This window comes from Gordonia sp. QH-12, assembly GCF_001578675.1.
GTDB lineage: Bacteria > Actinomycetota > Actinomycetes > Mycobacteriales > Mycobacteriaceae > Gordonia > Gordonia sihwensis.
The window spans coordinates 181,353-196,187 of record NZ_KQ969283.1; the positions used below are offsets into that span (position 1 = coordinate 181,353).

Annotated in this window: 14 protein-coding genes; 7 read left to right on the forward strand and 7 right to left on the reverse strand. The window is 67.8% G+C overall.

Going from position 1 to position 14,835, the window contains the following annotated elements; all coding sequences use genetic code 11:
- Positions 1–10: 10 nt before the first annotated feature.
- The 3 genes from Y710_RS02805 to ramB are packed head-to-tail and all read right to left on the reverse strand — an operon-like array spanning position 11 to position 2,640.
- Positions 11–655, reverse strand: coding sequence for a class I SAM-dependent methyltransferase (locus Y710_RS02805; protein ID WP_006894188.1), 645 nt, complete (start codon positions 653–655; stop codon positions 11–13).
- Positions 652–1,203 (reverse strand): carboxymuconolactone decarboxylase family protein, encoded by a 552-nt coding sequence (locus Y710_RS02810; protein ID WP_006894189.1) that lies wholly within the window; start codon positions 1,201–1,203, stop codon positions 652–654. Before Y710_RS02810 ends, Y710_RS02805 begins: the two co-directional genes overlap by 4 nt.
- 27 nt (positions 1,204–1,230) lie before the next feature.
- A complete protein-coding gene (gene ramB / locus Y710_RS02815; RefSeq protein WP_062366224.1) occupies positions 1,231–2,640 on the reverse strand; it encodes an acetate metabolism transcriptional regulator RamB in 1,410 nt (469 codons plus the stop codon).
- A 77-nt stretch (positions 2,641–2,717) separates the two neighbouring features.
- Between ramB and Y710_RS02820 the strand changes: the two genes are divergently transcribed.
- The 5 genes from Y710_RS02820 to Y710_RS02840 all read left to right on the forward strand — a co-directional run bounded on the left by Y710_RS02820 (position 2,718) and on the right by Y710_RS02840 (position 9,411).
- Positions 2,718–3,491, forward strand: a complete 774-nt coding sequence (locus Y710_RS02820; protein ID WP_062366226.1) for a hypothetical protein — start codon at positions 2,718–2,720, stop codon at positions 3,489–3,491.
- A gap of 363 nt (positions 3,492–3,854) precedes the next feature.
- Positions 3,855–5,147 carry an isocitrate lyase gene (gene aceA, locus Y710_RS02825; RefSeq protein ID WP_006894192.1) on the forward strand — a complete coding sequence of 431 codons (1,293 nt, stop codon included), beginning with the start codon at positions 3,855–3,857 and terminating at the stop codon, positions 5,145–5,147.
- 158 nt (positions 5,148–5,305) lie between these two features.
- Positions 5,306–6,187, forward strand: coding sequence for a 3-hydroxybutyryl-CoA dehydrogenase (locus Y710_RS02830; protein WP_006894193.1), 882 nt, complete (start codon positions 5,306–5,308; stop codon positions 6,185–6,187).
- Between the two features lie 9 nt (positions 6,188–6,196).
- A complete protein-coding gene (gene metE, locus Y710_RS02835) occupies positions 6,197–8,518 on the forward strand; it encodes a 5-methyltetrahydropteroyltriglutamate--homocysteine S-methyltransferase (protein WP_062366228.1) in 2,322 nt (773 codons plus the stop codon).
- Positions 8,519–8,721: 203 nt separating this feature from the next.
- Complete coding sequence (locus Y710_RS02840; protein ID WP_006894195.1) at positions 8,722–9,411, forward strand: hypothetical protein; 690 nt, start codon at positions 8,722–8,724, stop codon at positions 9,409–9,411.
- A 77-nt stretch (positions 9,412–9,488) separates the two neighbouring features.
- Here Y710_RS02840 and Y710_RS02845 read toward each other — a convergent pair whose 3' ends face one another.
- Genes Y710_RS02845 through echA20 form a run of 4 tightly spaced genes read right to left on the reverse strand, consistent with a single transcriptional unit; the run spans position 9,489 to position 13,017 of the window.
- Positions 9,489–10,592: an NAD(P)H-dependent flavin oxidoreductase gene (locus Y710_RS02845; protein ID WP_006894196.1), complete on the reverse strand. Its 1,104-nt coding sequence runs from the start codon at positions 10,590–10,592 to the stop codon at positions 9,489–9,491.
- Positions 10,589–11,356, reverse strand: coding sequence for a CoA-transferase subunit beta (locus tag Y710_RS02850; protein ID WP_006894197.1), 768 nt, complete (start codon positions 11,354–11,356; stop codon positions 10,589–10,591). Before Y710_RS02850 ends, Y710_RS02845 begins: the two co-directional genes overlap by 4 nt.
- Positions 11,353–12,249 carry a CoA transferase subunit A gene (locus Y710_RS02855; RefSeq protein WP_006894198.1) on the reverse strand — a complete coding sequence of 299 codons (897 nt, stop codon included), beginning with the start codon at positions 12,247–12,249 and terminating at the stop codon, positions 11,353–11,355. Before Y710_RS02855 ends, Y710_RS02850 begins: the two co-directional genes overlap by 4 nt.
- Positions 12,250–12,255: 6 nt before the next feature.
- Positions 12,256–13,017, reverse strand: a complete 762-nt coding sequence (gene echA20 / locus Y710_RS02860; RefSeq protein ID WP_006894199.1) for a (7aS)-7a-methyl-1,5-dioxo-2,3,5,6,7,7a-hexahydro-1H-indene-carboxyl-CoA hydrolase — start codon at positions 13,015–13,017, stop codon at positions 12,256–12,258.
- 79 nt (positions 13,018–13,096) lie between these two features.
- Between echA20 and Y710_RS02865 the strand changes: the two genes are divergently transcribed.
- On the forward strand, positions 13,097–13,876 hold the full coding sequence (locus tag Y710_RS02865) for an SDR family oxidoreductase (RefSeq protein ID WP_006894200.1): 780 nt from the start codon (positions 13,097–13,099) through the stop codon (positions 13,874–13,876).
- A 53-nt stretch (positions 13,877–13,929) separates the two neighbouring features.
- Entirely contained in the window at positions 13,930–14,826 is an 897-nt protein-coding gene (locus Y710_RS02870) for an SDR family oxidoreductase (RefSeq protein ID WP_062366230.1), read from the forward strand.
- The last annotated feature ends 9 nt before the right edge of the window (positions 14,827–14,835 follow it).

Here is a 14,835-nt window from a genome sequence, read left to right on the forward strand (position 1 = left end):
TGCCTAGGGGTCAGACGCGAGGTCGCCGCGCGTGAACGTATTGGCCGACGCCGGTGATGGTCTGCTCCACGTGTGTCATCCCGAGATCGTCGAACCGGTCCAGCAACTCCCGGCGCCCGAAGATCCGCAGTCCCGACAGCCCGGCGACGAGATCGGCGCCGGGGACTGCGGCGATCGACGATCGCACGGAGGTGAAGACGATCAGTTCGCCGCCCGGCTTCACCACGCGGGCCATCTCGTCGAGCACAGGGAGCGGGTCGGGGATCAGGTAGAGCGCGGCGAGGCACATCACGGTGTCGAACGACGCGTCCGGCACCGGCAGTCGGTGGGCGTCGCCGCGGACGTAGGCGATGCGGTCGTCGCGGTGATCGCGCTGCGCCTGTTCGAGCATGCTCGCGGAGAAGTCGAGGCCGACGTACCGGCCGTCGCCCGTGAGCCCCGAGGCGGCGTCCCGGCTGTAGTTGCCGGGGCCGCAGGCGACGTCGAGGACGAGCCGTTCGCCGGGCCTGGCCAGGTAGGCGCGCAGCGCGCGGTCGTAGTCCAGAGTCTGCGATCCGCCGAGGCTGAAGCCCCTGGTGAACACCGGCCGCCAGAGGCGCTCGTAGATCTGCGAGAACGCCGGGTTGCCCATGAGTCGTTGCGCCACGGAGGTCATCGGCGACCGCTTCCCCGGAACTCGTCACGCTGGACGCGGAGCGCGGTGATGGTGGTCGCGAGCCCGTCGTACTGCTCCACCAGCAGGACGAAGGCGACGGCGCGGCGCTCGTCGAGGTGCCGGCGCAGCGCCTGCCAGGTCTGATCGCCCAGGTCGCGCTCGGCGACGAGTTCGTCCACGGCCGACAGCAGGGTTCGCTCGCGGTCTCCCCAGCCGGCGTCGGGTCCCTCGAGGATCTGCTCGAACGCCTCAGCGGTGATCCCCGCGCGTGCCCCCAGACGTCGATGGTGGTCGAGCTCGTAGTCGCAGGAGCGCAGGTGGGCGACGCGGATGATGATCATCTCGGTCTCTTTGCGCGACAGTTCGCCGAACGGCATCATGCGCGACGAGTAGTGCAACCAACCGCGGAACAGGCCCCGGCTGCGGCCGAGCGTGGCGAAGATGTGCGGGTCGTCGGTGCCGGTGGCCAGGCCCATCGCGCGGACCACCAGCCAGTTCACCGGGCCGAGTTCGAGCAGAGTGCCGGGGGCGACGCGAGGTGTGTTCATGTCGACCCAAGGTAGTCCAGCCGCGGCTCACCCCGGCATGTACGGAGAAACCGTGCTGCGGTGTTCGTCGATCGCCAGATTGGCGCCGAGTTGTGGAAAGGCGCGCTGGGGGCAGTTGAGACGGTCGCAGACCCGGCACCCGGCGCCGATCGGCGTCGTTCGCGCATCGGTGCCGATCTCGGTGCCGTCGGAGTAGACGATGCGTCCGGCGTGGCGCAGTTCGCAGCCCATGCCGATCGCGAACGACTTGCCGGGCTGCCCGTACCGCGCAGCGCGCCGCTCCACGGTGCGCGACACCCAGAAGTACTCGCGGCCGTCCGGCATCTCGGTGATCTGGGTCAGGATCTTGCCCGGCGAGACGAATGCCTCGTACACGTTCCAGAGCGGGCAGGTGCCGCCGCTGGAGGAGAAGTTGAAGCCGGTGGCCGACTGCCTCTTGGACATGTTCCCGGCGCGGTCGACGCGGACGAAGGTCCACGGGACTCCGCGCAGACTCGGCCGCTGGAGCGTCGAGAGCCGATGGCAGATGGTCTCGTACGAGACGGCGTAGAAGGCCGAGAGCCGTTCGATGTCGTAGCGGAAGTCCTCGGCCGCACCGTGGAACTGCCCGTAGGGCAGCATCGCGGCGGCGGCGAAGTAGTTGGCCAGCCCCTGTCGGCCGAGGGCCAAGGCGTCGTCTGTGGTGAACCCGCCGTCGGCCACGAGTTCGTCGATCAGATCGCCGAGCTCGAGGTAGGCCAGTTCCGCGGCGATCTTGAAGGTGCGCTGGCCGGCGGAGAGCGCCGCGGAGAATTCCAGCTGGCGCCGCTCGGGGTCGAACCGGTGCAGCACGTCGTCGCCCAGGTCCACGCGCCGGATGATCCGCACGCCGTGCCGGTCCTCGAGGCGCGAGGCCAGGCCGGCGCGGATGTCGGCCGAGTGCATGCGCATCCGCGAGGTCAGGTCCTCGGCGGCCTCGTCCAGTTCGTGCACGTAGTTGCGACGTTGGTAGAAGAAGTTGCGGACCTCCTCGTGCGGGGCGCTGATGGTTCCGCGCGTGCCGGAGTCGCCGCGACCGGCCGTCGCCGCCGCGAGTTGCTCGGAGACCACGCGGTACCGCTGGTAGATCCCGACCAGTGCTTCGGCGATCGCCCGGTGGCTGCCGACCAGCGACGCCACCTCACCCGCCTCGCTGGCGGCGGGATCGAAGTCGAGGTCCTCGTCCTGCAGTGCCTCCCGCAGTTCGGCGACGAGCCGGACGTCGTCCTGCGGGTCGAAGAAGTCGATGTCGAGTCCGAACAGATCGGTGATCTTCGCCAGGACCGGGCCGGTCAGCGGCCGGTTGTCGTGCTCGATCTGGTTCAGGTACGACGCGGAGATGCCCAGCATGCCCGCCAGGGCCTGCTGCGAGAGTCCGCGGTCGGCGCGGAGCCCGCGGATCCGCCCGCCGACGAACATCTTCTGGCCGGCCGGGTGTTCAGTGCTCACGCGATGTGCCTCCCTCCCCGCGGCTCTCCGCCGGGTACGGTGCCGGTGTGCTTCGCTCCATTCTGTCCCGTTCCGCACTCGCCCGTACCACCGCACTCGCGGCCGCCTGCGCGGGTCTGATCGGCGTCGCCGGATGCGGGGACGGCAGTGCGCAGGAGCCGACGTTGCCGAGCCTGCTGCTCACCAGCGATCAGCTGCCGCCGGACTTCACCGCGGTTCCGATGATGGTCAACGATCTGATCGTGTCGAATCGCAGCACGCTGGAACAGTCGAAGACGGTCGCCTTCACCCCGCCGGAGTGCGCGCCCACCGCTGATGCCGAGTTCAATCCGCAACTGACCGAGGACAACTCGGCTCTGCTGGTGGCGCGCTCGGACACCGGAGTCTTCAGTGAACTGCTCTCTAGCGTCCGCCGCGACATCGATGTGGACCGTCGTGCGACGACGGGCCCGTGCGCGGTCGTGACGGCGGTTCCCAGCAAGGGCACGCTGGCCGGGGCGCACATCGTGACCACGACGGTGGAACTGCCCGCGCTCCGCGACTCGGCCGTGGAGCAGTCGTTCCTGGTGCGCAGCGATTCGGTGACCACGCTGCCCGGCGGCGCCGTCCGCGCCCGCGCGGGTCTGATGGGCAACATCCTGGTCCGGCGGCCCAGCGGCGAGACCGTCACGCTGCAGCTGGGCCTGTCGACCGACGAACGCGCCGTCAGCGAGCAGGAGCGCGCGGCGGTGGTTCCGGGTTCGGCGCTCGTCGCGGCGCCGGTGACCGACGACGAGTTCGTGCGGCTCGTTCGAGACGCCGTCACGCGTGCCGCACGCTGATCTTCCGTCGTTTCGCGCCGCGGCCGTCTGTGAAGTGCCGCACTTTCGGCCGCGGTGCCCGTCGCCGCCGAGTGCCGCGGTCGGTGTCGCGCGGCCGAGCGTCCCGCGACGAGTTTTCCCAGTACGCGCGTACTTTTTTGAGATTCGGCCCGTGAGGTTCACACATCAATATTTACAAGCTTTGCAAAACTCGTCGGTAACATGCCCGTTATTTGCATCCATGTAGGGATTGAACTGCAGGTTTTCCCTATGGCAACCTGATGTCAGGCATCGCCTCAAGGTGTCAACCGGTTCGCAAGAATCGGATGGGGCCGTAAACCCTCAAAGCACTGCGATCGAGCAGTTCTAACGAAAGCGAAGGCTATGAGCAACGTCGGAAAGCCGCGTACCGCCGCCGAGATCCAGCAGGACTGGGACACCAACCCCCGCTGGAAGGGCATCAAGCGCGATTACACCGCGGAGCAGGTCGCTGAGCTCCAGGGCAACGTCGTCGAGGAGCACACGCTCGCCCGCCGCGGCGCGGAGATCCTGTGGGAAGGCGTCACCAAGGGTGACGACAGCTACATCAACGCGCTCGGCGCACTGACCGGCAACATGGCCGTGCAGCAGGTCCGCGCGGGCCTCAAGGCCATCTACCTGTCGGGCTGGCAGGTCGCCGGTGACGCGAACCTCTCGGGCCACACCTACCCGGACCAGTCGCTGTACCCGGCCAACTCGGTGCCGTCGGTGGTCCGCCGCATCAACAATGCGATGCTGCGCGCCGACGAGATCGCTCGCGTCGAGGGCGACGACTCGGTCGACAACTGGGTCGTGCCGATCGTGGCCGACGGTGAGGCCGGCTTCGGTGGCGCTCTCAACGTCTACGAGCTGCAGAAGGCCATGATCGCCGCGGGTGCCGCAGGCACCCACTGGGAGGATCAGCTGGCTTCGGAGAAGAAGTGCGGCCACCTCGGCGGCAAGGTGCTGATCCCGACCCAGCAGCACATCCGCACCCTGACCTCGGCGCGTCTGGCCGCCGACGTCGCCAACACCCCGACCGTCGTCGTCGCCCGCACCGACGCCGAGGCCGCCACCCTGATCACCTCGGACGTCGACGAGCGCGACCGTCCGTTCATCACCGGTGAGCGCACCTCCGAGGGCTTCTACAACGTCAAGAACGGCATCGAGCCCTGCATCGCTCGCGCCAAGGCCTACGCTCCGTACGCCGACCTGATCTGGATGGAGACCGGCAAGCCCGACTTGGCCCTCGCGAAGCAGTTCGCCGAGGCCGTCAAGGCCGAGTACCCGGACCAGCTCCTGGCCTACAACTGCTCGCCTTCCTTCAACTGGAAGCAGCACCTGGACGACGACACCATCGCCAAGTTCCAGAACGAGCTGGGCGCGATGGGCTTCAAGTTCCAGTTCATCACGCTGGCCGGCTTCCACGCCCTCAACTACTCGATGTTCGATCTGGCCTACGGCTACGCTCGCGAGCAGATGAAGGCGTACGTCGACCTGCAGGAGCGCGAGTTCGCTGCCGAGGAGCGCGGTTACACCGCTACCAAGCACCAGCGTGAGGTCGGTGCCGGCTACTTCGACAAGATCGCCACCACCGTCGACCCGAACACCTCGACCGCGGCTCTGAAGGGCTCGACCGAAGAGGGACAGTTCCACTAGGAACCGACGCGACCTTCGCTTGAAAGGTTGACGATCTCGTGATGATCCCGGGGCAGTGGGGTATTGAACCCCAACTGCCCCGGGATCATTGCTAAACAGGTAGTACTCCGCCGTTCGCGCGGCGCGACACGTCAGACAACACTTCAGGAGCCTTCACAATGGCAGGTGAGAAGATTTCACGCGTCGGTATCATCGGCGCAGGTCAGATGGGTGCAGGTATCGCCGAAGTGTGTGCCCGCGCGAACGCCGACGTCCTCGTCTACGAGTCGACGCGCGAACTCGCCGCGGCCGGCCGCTCCCGTATCCTCCGCTCCCTCGACCGCGGCGTCAGCAGCGGCAAACTCACCGAGCGCGAGCGCGAGCAGGCCTCGTGGCGCCTGCGATTCACCTCCGACCTCGGAGACTTCGCCGACCGCCAGCTGGTGGTCGAGGCGATCATCGAGGACGAGGAGGTCAAGACACAGATCTTCCGGGAACTCGACAAGGTGGTGACCGACCCCAACGCGGTGCTGGCCTCCAATACCTCGTCGATCCCGATCATGAAGCTCGGCATGGCGACCGAGAACGCGAGCCGGGTCATCGGCATGCACTTCTTCAATCCGGTCCCGGTGCTGCCCCTCGTGGAACTGGTGACCACGCTGATGACCTCCACCGAGGTCAGCGAGCGCGCCGAGGCCTTCGCGCACGACGTGCTCGGCAAGCAGGTGGTCCGCTCGTCCGACCGTTCCGGCTTCGTGGTCAACGCGCTGCTGGTGCCGTACCTGCTGTCGGCGGTGCGCATGGTGGAGAGCGGATTCGCCACGGTGGAGGACATCGACAAGGCGATGGTGCTCGGCTGCGCACATCCGATGGGTCCGCTCAAGCTCACGGACCTCGTCGGGCTCGACACCGTCAAGGCGATCGCCGACAGCATGTACGAGGAGTTCAAGGAACCGCTGTACTCGCCGCCGCCGCTGCTGCTGCGCATGGTCGAGGCAGGGCGTCTGGGTAAGAAGTCCGGTCGCGGTTTCTATCAGTACGGCGACGGCGCGGCCAAGTAGGCGTGCGCCATGACACGCGCTGACGGTATCGAGTACGGGTCATCGATTCTCGGGTACCCGAGAATCGGTGCGCGCCGCGAACTGAAATTCGCGCTCGAGGACTACTGGCACGGCTCCGGCGATCGCGGGAAGCTCCTCGCCGCCGGCCGTGAGCTCGCCGAGTCGACGTGGCGTGAGCTCGCCGCCACCGGTCTCGAGCAGGTTCCGGGCAACACCTTCTCGTTCTACGACCACGTTCTCGACAACGCGCTGATGTTCGGGATGGTGCCGCGTCGCTTCGAGCCGCTGCACGCCGAGCTCGATCCGATCGACTTCTACTTCGCGATGGCTCGCGGCAAGCCCGACTTCCCGCCGTTGGAGCTGATCAAGTACTTCGACACCAACTACTACTACCGGCAGCCGGAGGTCGGCCCGGACACCGAGTTCTCGCTCGGCCGAGCGAGTTGGCTCAGCGAGAACCTGCTCGACGAGCATGCGCGCGCCGCGGAAGCGGGCATCGAACTGCGACCGATCATGCTGGGGCCGGTCAGCCTGCTGCTGATGAGCAAGCCTGCGGCCGACGCACCGGAAGGGTTCCGTCCGCTCGACCGGCTCGACGACCTGCTCGAGGTGTACATCGAGTTGTTCGAGAAGCTGGCCAAGCAGAACACCAAGTGTGTTCAGCTCGACGAGCCCGCTTTCACCTCCGACCGCACCGACGCCGATCTCGCGGCGCTCGCCCGCGCCTACGACCGACTCGGCGGCGCGGGGCTGCGTCCGCGGATCCTCGTCACCGGCGAGTACGGCGATCTGGGCCCGGCGCTCCCGATTCTCGCGGCGTCCAAGATCGAGGCGATCGGTCTCGATCTCGTGTCCGCGCCCATGACGCCGAGCATGCTGATGGAGATCGCCGGGCTCCGCCGCAAGCGGCTGTACGCGGGGGTGATCGACGGCCGCAACGTCTGGAAGGCGGCCAAGGGCGGGAAGCTCGACTACCTGCTCCAGATCAAGAAGGTGATCCCCGATCTCGTCGTGTCGACGTCGTGCACCCTGATGCACGTCCCGGTCGACAAGCTCATCGAACCCGACCTTCCCGGCGATGTGGCCGACCGGCTCTCGTTCGCCAAGCAGAAGGTCGCCGAGGTGATCGCGCTGGCGAAGGCGATCTCCGAGGGGGCGCCCGAACACTGGTACACGCGTCCGGCGACCGTCCACTTCAAGCTCAAGCACGAGGTCCGTCAACGAGTCGCCAATATCCGACCGGACCAGCGCGAACGAGCTCCGTACGCCGAACGCCGGAGGGCCCAGGCCGCAGTCCTCGGGCTGCCGCCGGTGCCGACGTGCACGCTGGGGTCGTTTCCGCAGACCGCGGACATCCGACGCGCCCGGTACTACTACGGGCAGGGTCGGCTCACCTGGGACGAGTACGCCGAGCGGCTCCGCGAGGAGATCCGGCGGGTCATCGAGTTGCAGGAGGACATCGGGCTCGACGTCCTCGTCCACGGTGAACCCGAGCGCAACGACATGATCCAGTACTTCGCCGAACTGATGGAGGGCTACGCCTTCACCCACATGGGCTGGGTCCAGGTATACGGCTCGCGATACGTCCGGCCGCCGATCCTCTACGGCGATGTGAAGCGGCGGGGTCCGATGACGATCGAATGGATCACCTACGCGCAGTCGCTGACCGACAAGCCCGTCAAGGGCATTCTCACCGGCCCGGTCACGATGCTCGCACGGTCGTTCGTCCGGCAGGACCAGCCGCTGTACGAGACCGCCGAGCAACTGGCGCTGGCCGTCCGCGACGAGGTGGCGGATCTGGAGCGGGCGGGAATCAAGATCATCCAGGTCGACGAGCCGTCGATCCGGGAGTTGCTGCCTCTGCGCGAACGGGGCCGCGAAGGCTATCTCGACTGGGCGGTCGCGGCGTTCAAACTGGCGGTCGGCGGCGCGAAACCCGAGACGCAGATCCACACGCACCTCGGCTACTCCTCGATCGCCGAAGTTGTCGAGGCGTTCAACGCGATGGACGCCGACGTCACGTCGATCGTGGCGACGCGGTCCATCGACTGGGTGCTGAGCGAACTGACCGAGCACGGCACCGCCATCGAGCGCGGGGTGGGGCCGGGGGTTTACGAGAGCCGCAGCGCGGTGATCCCGGACATCGACACGATCGACGACCGTCTCACCCGGGCCGCGTCGGCGATTCCGATCGATCGGCTCTGGGCCAACCCGGACGGCGGATTGAAGACGCGGCACTACTGGCAACTGGAACCGGCACTCCGCAACATGGTTGCTGCAGCACGCAGGTTGCGGCGTCGGATGGACGCTGACAAAGCGCCTAAGGCGTAGATTCTGCTAGCAGCGAACTAAAGGGTTGCGCTGGAGCGGACGGGTGGTAGTTGCGCAAGAAACCACGGTGAACACGACGTTTATTGCAGGCGGAAGTACTTTCAGTAGCAGTGACATCGACCACTCACACGCTCCTAGCGCTAGCATTTGCTAGCACATTGACGCACACTGGTGGTGCAAGTTAAAGCAAGCAAGGAGTTGCCATGAGCACCGCCGAACGTACTCTGCCCACCCCGGTCTACGCCGTCGTCGGCGCCGGCGACGTCGCCGTCCAGGAAGTCAAGGACGCCCTCGCCGAGCTGAAGAACCGCGCCCAGGCCTCGCGCGAGCGCACCCAGAGCCGCCTGGACGAGACCCGTAGCCGGATCACCGATCTGCCGACCGAGTTCCCGTCGATCGAGGAACTGCGCGCCAAGCTGACCGCTGACGAACTGCGCAAGGTCGCCGAGCCCTACATCGAGGCCACCACCGGCCTGTACAACTCGCTCGCCGAGCGCGGCGAGAGCGCCGTGGAGCGTCTTCGCCAGACCCCGTACGTCGAGGAGAACCTGGCTCGCGTCGAGAAGGTCTACAACGACGCCGTCGACCTGACCGAGGACGCCCTGGGCGCCGTCTCGACCCAGACCCGTGCCGTGGGCGAGCGCGCTGCCGCACTCGCCGGCCGCGCCGCCGACCGCGTCGAGGATGCGGCTGTCGCCGCCGACGAGGTCTCCGAGAAGCTGCAGGAGACCGCGGCGGACATCGAGAAGGCCGGCACCAAGGCCAAGGCCGACGCCGATGCCGCCGCCAAGAAGGTGAGCACCGCTGCCGCGCGCAAGCCGGCTCCGGCCAAGAAGGCCACCCCGGCCAAGAAGGCCGCGCCCGCCAAGAAGGCTGCGCCGACCGAGAAGTAGTTCCGGTCCGCCGAAACGGCCCCGACACTCGAGAGAGTGCCGGGGCCGATTCGTTGTCTGCGGAGCGTGGGAGACGCTCAGCGGGGAAGCGCGGCCAGGCGCGCGTGCGCTTGCGTCATGATCGAGGTGATCAGTTCCGCGCAGGACGGCAGATCGTCGATCATGCCGACCACCTGGCCGGACGCGAGCACGCCGGCGTCGGTGTTGCCGTCGACCAATCCGGCCTTGAGCAGCATCGGGGTGTTGCCTGCCATGATGATCTGCTGCCAGGTCCGCTCGCCCGACTTCTTCATCGACGCACCGTCGCGCAGCATGGTGGTCCACTTCATACCGGTGAGCTGCTTGAACTCGTTGGCGTTGCGCGCCGCGGCCAGCAGCGCCTTCGCGCGGGAACCGCTTTCGAGGGCGTTGACGAGCTCGGTCCGCAGCACGCGGTGCGGCATGCCGTCCACCTTGAGCGACACCACCGTGTCGTTCAGTCCGCGTTTGAGGTATTCGCGCTTGACGCTGTCCGGGACGGCGGAGTCACTGGTCAGGAGGAACCGGGTGCCCATCGCTATGCCTTCGGCGCCGTAGGCGAGTGCGGCCACCAGACCGCGACCGTCGAAGAAGCCGCCGGCGGCGATCACCGGGATCGACGTCGGCCCGTCGCCGCCGCCGAGGGCGTCGATCACCGACGGCAGCAGCAGCGTGGTCGCCACGCCGCCGGTGTGGCCGCCGCCCTCGCCGCCCTGCACGATGACGGCGTCGGCGCCCCATGACGCGACCTTCACCGCGTGCTTGGCGGCGCCGATCGACGGCACCACCACCAGGCCGTTGTCCTTCAGCTTCGCGATCAGCTCCTTCTTCGGAGCCAGCGCGAACGAGGCGACCTTCACGCCTTCGCGGATCATCAGATCCACGCGCTCGGCCGCATCGGTCGCGTCCGCGCGCAGGTTGACCCCGAAGGGCTTGTCGGTCAGCGACTTGGTCTTCTTGATCGCGAACTCGAGTTCGTCGTAGGTCATCGTCGCCGATGCGAGGATGCCCAGTCCGCCGGCTTCGGCGGTGGCGGCCGTCAGTGACGGTCCGGAGACCCAGCCCATGCCGGTCTGCACGATCGGATAGTCGATGCCGACCAGTTCGGTGAAGCGAGTCGACAGCGGAGCCGCGGGCGCCGGTCCGTTGTGAGGCGCGGTCACGACCGGACCTCGCGGTCGCGGAGATTCCTGGGGTCGAGGACCTCGCGGATGATCCGCAACTGTTCGTCGGTCGGGTCCGCGGTGGCCGGGGCCGATTCGAGGTCGGCCACCGGGAAGCCGGTGGCGTCGGCGACCGCCTCCGGCGTCACGCCCGGATGCAGCGACAGGGCCCGCATGGTGTGGCCGGGTCCGCGGAAGTCGAAAACGCCGAGGTTGGTGACCACTCGGTGGATGTTCAGATCGTCGAAGGCGGGATTGCGCTCGTCCACCTTGTCGAAGCCGACGCCGGAGACGATGTCGACCCGCTCCGGGAACACCCGAGCCGTATGGTTCCCGACCCAGTAGCTGGTCGGGTGGTTGATGGTGTTGCCGGGAGCGCCGCGCACGCCGAACATCTGGCGAGTCGGCTGCTGCAGCGGACCGAACGCCGAGAGGTTCTGGTTTCCGTAGCGGTCGATCTGGTTGGCGCCCATCACCACGTGCCGCCGGCCGGAGGCGACCACGTCGAACACCTTGCGGAAGGGCATCCACCCTTCCACCGGACCCGACTGGCCCACCGCGGGTGTGTCGGCCAGGATGAGCGCTTCGCCGTCGGTGATGAGCAGATCGGGTTCGGTGGTCAGTCGCGCCAGCCGGGCGCCGATCAGCGGAGTGGTGGCCATCGGCGACGCCATGATCTCGCCCGCGCCGGTGAAGATGTCGGCACACGCCGCGACGCAGTACTCGGCGCGGGTGATGACAGCGGTGGTCTCGGGACTGCTCACTTGGCTTCCTCCTGCTCGGCCTGCCACTTGGCGACCTCGGTCTGGTATCCGGCCTCGTCGACGTCGAGGAAGCGGGTCTTGAACGCCGACCAGCTCTCGTCGTCTGCCGCAGAGGTCGCGTAGTGCTTCAGGAACGCGTTGTCGCGGCCGTATCCGCCCGCGAAGGTGAAGTGTGCGCCGTTCGGGGTGTGGACCACGCGGTCGACGTTCATCCGGTTGATCAGAAGACGTTCGCGGGCGACGGAGTCCACCAGTTCCTCGGTGGGGACCACCTGGTCGGCTTCCAGATAGCGGCGCCGCGCCGCGGCCAGGTACAGATCGTCGAAGTACGGATCGACTCCGGTGTAGGCGGCGTTCCCGTGAGGATCGGCGATGTCGAGGTGGACGAATGCCGCGTCGAGCTCGAGCGCGGGCATCGCGATGAGAGTCTGGGTGCGTCCGTCGGCATCCGGATACGGGGATTCGACGGTTTTGAGCTCGCCTTCCCAGAAATCGGGGACGGCGGAGCCGAGTCCGGCGCGGATGGGCAGGAAGGGCAGGCGTGCGGCGGCGGCCTCCAGGCCGCACTTGACCATGCCCTCGTCCATCTCGCGGGCCTCGATGGCGCCGGACAGACGCGCCTTGGCGAACCAGGGATCGTAGAACGGTGCGGCGTCGAGGGAGACGAAGCCGTAGTACGCGCGTTTCACCTTGCCCGCCGCGCACAGCAGCCCGAGGTCGGCGCCGCCGTAGGTCACCACGGTCAGATCCTTCACATCCGAGCGGGCGATGGCGCGGACCAGCGCCATCGGCTTGCGCCGGGAGCCCCAGCCGCCGATGCCGATCGTCATGCCGTCGCGCAGTTCGGCGACCACGTCGTCGAGGCTCGACGTCTTGTCAGTCTTGGTGGCCATTCGGTGTCAGTTCCCCTTCAGTGTCTTACCGGTCTCGACGAACGCGTCGCGGTGCTCGTCGGCCACTCCGGCCAGATTCAGTTCGTACGTGTAGCGCTGCTCGAGCAGATAGCTGGTCTTGACGTCCACCGGATCGATACCGTTGATCGCAGCCTTGGCCGCCCGGATGACACGCGTGTCCTTGGCGTCGATCAGACGGGCGACCTCGAGCGCGGTCTCCAGCAGTTCCTCTCGTGGGACGGCCTTGTAGCAGGAGCCGAACTGCACCAGCTGCTGCGCGGTCACGTTCTGCGCGGTGTAGTACAGCGTTCGCATGAGGTGCTGCGGCACCAGGCGTGCCAGATGCGTGGCCGCGCCGAGCGCACCGCGATCGACCTCCGGCAGGCCGAAGACGGCGTCGTCGGAGGCGACGATCACGTCGGCGTTGCCGACCAGGCCGATGCCGCCGCCCACGCAGAAGCCGTTGACCGCGACGATCACCGGGACCTCGCAGTCGTACACGGCGGAGAACGCCGCAGCGCACCCGCGGTTGGCGTCGATCAGGGCACCGAAACCGGTGGTCTGCTGCATCTCTTTGATGTCGACGCCCGCATTGAAGCCGCGTCCCTCTGCTCGCAGGATGACCACGGAGGTCTCCGGATCGGCGCCCGCGGCGCTGATCGCGTCGGCGAGTTCGAACCATGCGGCGCTGGGCAGCGCGTTGACCGGCGGAAAGTCGACCGTCACGGTGACGATGCCGGATTCGGCGCGGGCGGTGGTGATCGGCACACCGACTCCTTTGTCTGGGCTGGGTGAGGCTCTGACGAGCCACCCAAGCAAATGCTTGGTTGTTTGTTACAGTAGCACCATGACCGAAGCAGTGCACGGCCCGGTGAATCTGGGGCTGGCAGGGAGAATCGTCCTGATCACCGGCGGTGTCCGCGGGGTGGGCGCGGGAATCGCGCAAGTGCTAGACGACCTCGGCGCCACGCCCGTCGTCTGCGCTAGACGCCCGGGCGACGACGACCGCGAGTTCTATCCCTGCGACGTCCGCGACGGTGATGCGGTGGCCTCGATGATCGAGCAGATCGTCGCCGCGCACGGCAGGCTCGACGGCGTGGTGAACAACGCGGGCGGCTCGCCGTTCGCGCCGGCCGCGGATGCCTCCGACAACTTCTCCCGGAAGATCGTCGAACTCAATCTCGTCGCGCCGCTGATCGTCGCGCGCGCCGCGCACCGAGTGATGTCGACCCAGGACGGCGGCGGCGCCATCGTCAACGTGTCGAGCGTCAGCGGGCACCGGCCGTCCCCGGGCACCGCCGCCTACGGTGCGGCGAAGGCCGGTCTGGACAATCTCACCGAGACGCTCGCCGTCGAATGGGCGCCGTCGGTGCGGGTCAACTCGGTGGTCTGCGGCCCGGTGCAGACCGAGCTGGCGCATCTGCACTTCGGCGACGAGGCGGGGGTGGCCGCCGTCGGCGCCACCATCCCGATGGGCCGCATGGCCCGGCCCGCCGACATCGGCAACGCGGTGGCTTTTCTGCTGTCGCCGCTGTCGCAGTACATCACCGGTTCCACCGTCACCGTCCACGGCGGCGGCGAGAAGCCGGCCTTCCTGTCCGCCGCGAACGCCGGCAACGACGCCTGAGAACCGCGACGGTCGGGTAACCGCCGCAGACTTCCGAGAGAGAGTGAAGAGCATTGAGCAACAAGACCAATGAGGGCCGCGTCGTCATCGTCACCGGTGCCGGCCAAGGGATCGGGCGCGCACACGCGCACGCTTTCGCCGCCGACGGCACCAAGGTGGTGGTCAACGACTACGCGGCGGAATCGGCCGCGGCCGTCGTCGACGAGATCAGGGCGGCCGGCGGCGAGGCCGTCGCGGCGGTGGGCGACGTCGCCGACTGGGACACCGGCGCCGCGATCGTCGCGACTGCGATCGATGCCTTCGGCCGTCTCGACGCGCTGGTCAACAACGCGGGATTCCTGCGGGACCGGATGCTGCTCTCGCTGAGTGAGGACGAGTGGGATTCGGTGGTCCGCGTGCACCTCAAGGGGCACTTCGTGATGCTGCGTCATGCCGGAGCGCACTGGCGCGCCCAGGCCAAAGCCGGTGAACGCGTGCAGGCCCGGATCATCAACACCAGCTCGGGAGCCGGCATCTTCGGCTCGGTGGGGCAGGGCAACTACGCCGCCGCCAAGGCCGCCATCGCCGAACTGACGATTCAAGCGGCCGCCGAACTCGGCGGATACGGGGTCACCGTCAACGGCATCGCCCCGGCCGCACGCACTCAGATGACGATGGGTGCGGGCGAGGCGATGGCCGCGCAGATGGCGGCGCCGGAGGACGGCTCCTTCGACGCGATGGATCCCGCGAACATCTCGCCGCTGGTGGTGTGGCTGGGCTCGCCGGCGTCGGCCTCCGTCACCGGGCGGCTCTTCGAGGTCGAGGGCGGCCGCGTCACGGTGCTCGACGGCTGGCAGCGTGCGGCCTCGCGCGACAAGGGCGCGCGCTGGGACGTCGCGGAGCTGACTCCGGTGGTCGCCGAGCTGATCGACGCTTCACCGGTCCAAGTCAAGGCATACGGCGCCCGCTGAGAGGGCTCG

Bases quoted from the DNA above. Each gene is read 5' to 3' on its own strand.
- Y710_RS02805 (WP_006894188.1), bottom strand. From the start codon at position 655: ATGACCTCCGTGGCGCAACGACTCATGGGCAACCCGGCGTTCTCGCAG.
- Y710_RS02810 (WP_006894189.1), bottom strand. From the start codon at position 1,203: ATGAACACACCTCGCGTCGCCCCCGGCACTCTGCTCGAACTCGGCCCG.
- ramB (WP_062366224.1), bottom strand. From the start codon at position 2,640: ATGTTCGTCGGCGGGCGGATCCGCGGGCTCCGCGCCGACCGCGGACTC.
- aceA (WP_006894192.1), top strand. From the start codon at position 3,855: ATGAGCAACGTCGGAAAGCCGCGTACCGCCGCCGAGATCCAGCAGGAC.
- Y710_RS02830 (WP_006894193.1), top strand. From the start codon at position 5,306: ATGGCAGGTGAGAAGATTTCACGCGTCGGTATCATCGGCGCAGGTCAG.
- metE (WP_062366228.1), top strand. From the start codon at position 6,197: ATGACACGCGCTGACGGTATCGAGTACGGGTCATCGATTCTCGGGTAC.
- Y710_RS02840 (WP_006894195.1), top strand. From the start codon at position 8,722: ATGAGCACCGCCGAACGTACTCTGCCCACCCCGGTCTACGCCGTCGTC.
- Y710_RS02855 (WP_006894198.1), bottom strand. From the start codon at position 12,249: ATGGCCACCAAGACTGACAAGACGTCGAGCCTCGACGACGTGGTCGCC.
- Y710_RS02865 (WP_006894200.1), top strand. From the start codon at position 13,097: ATGACCGAAGCAGTGCACGGCCCGGTGAATCTGGGGCTGGCAGGGAGA.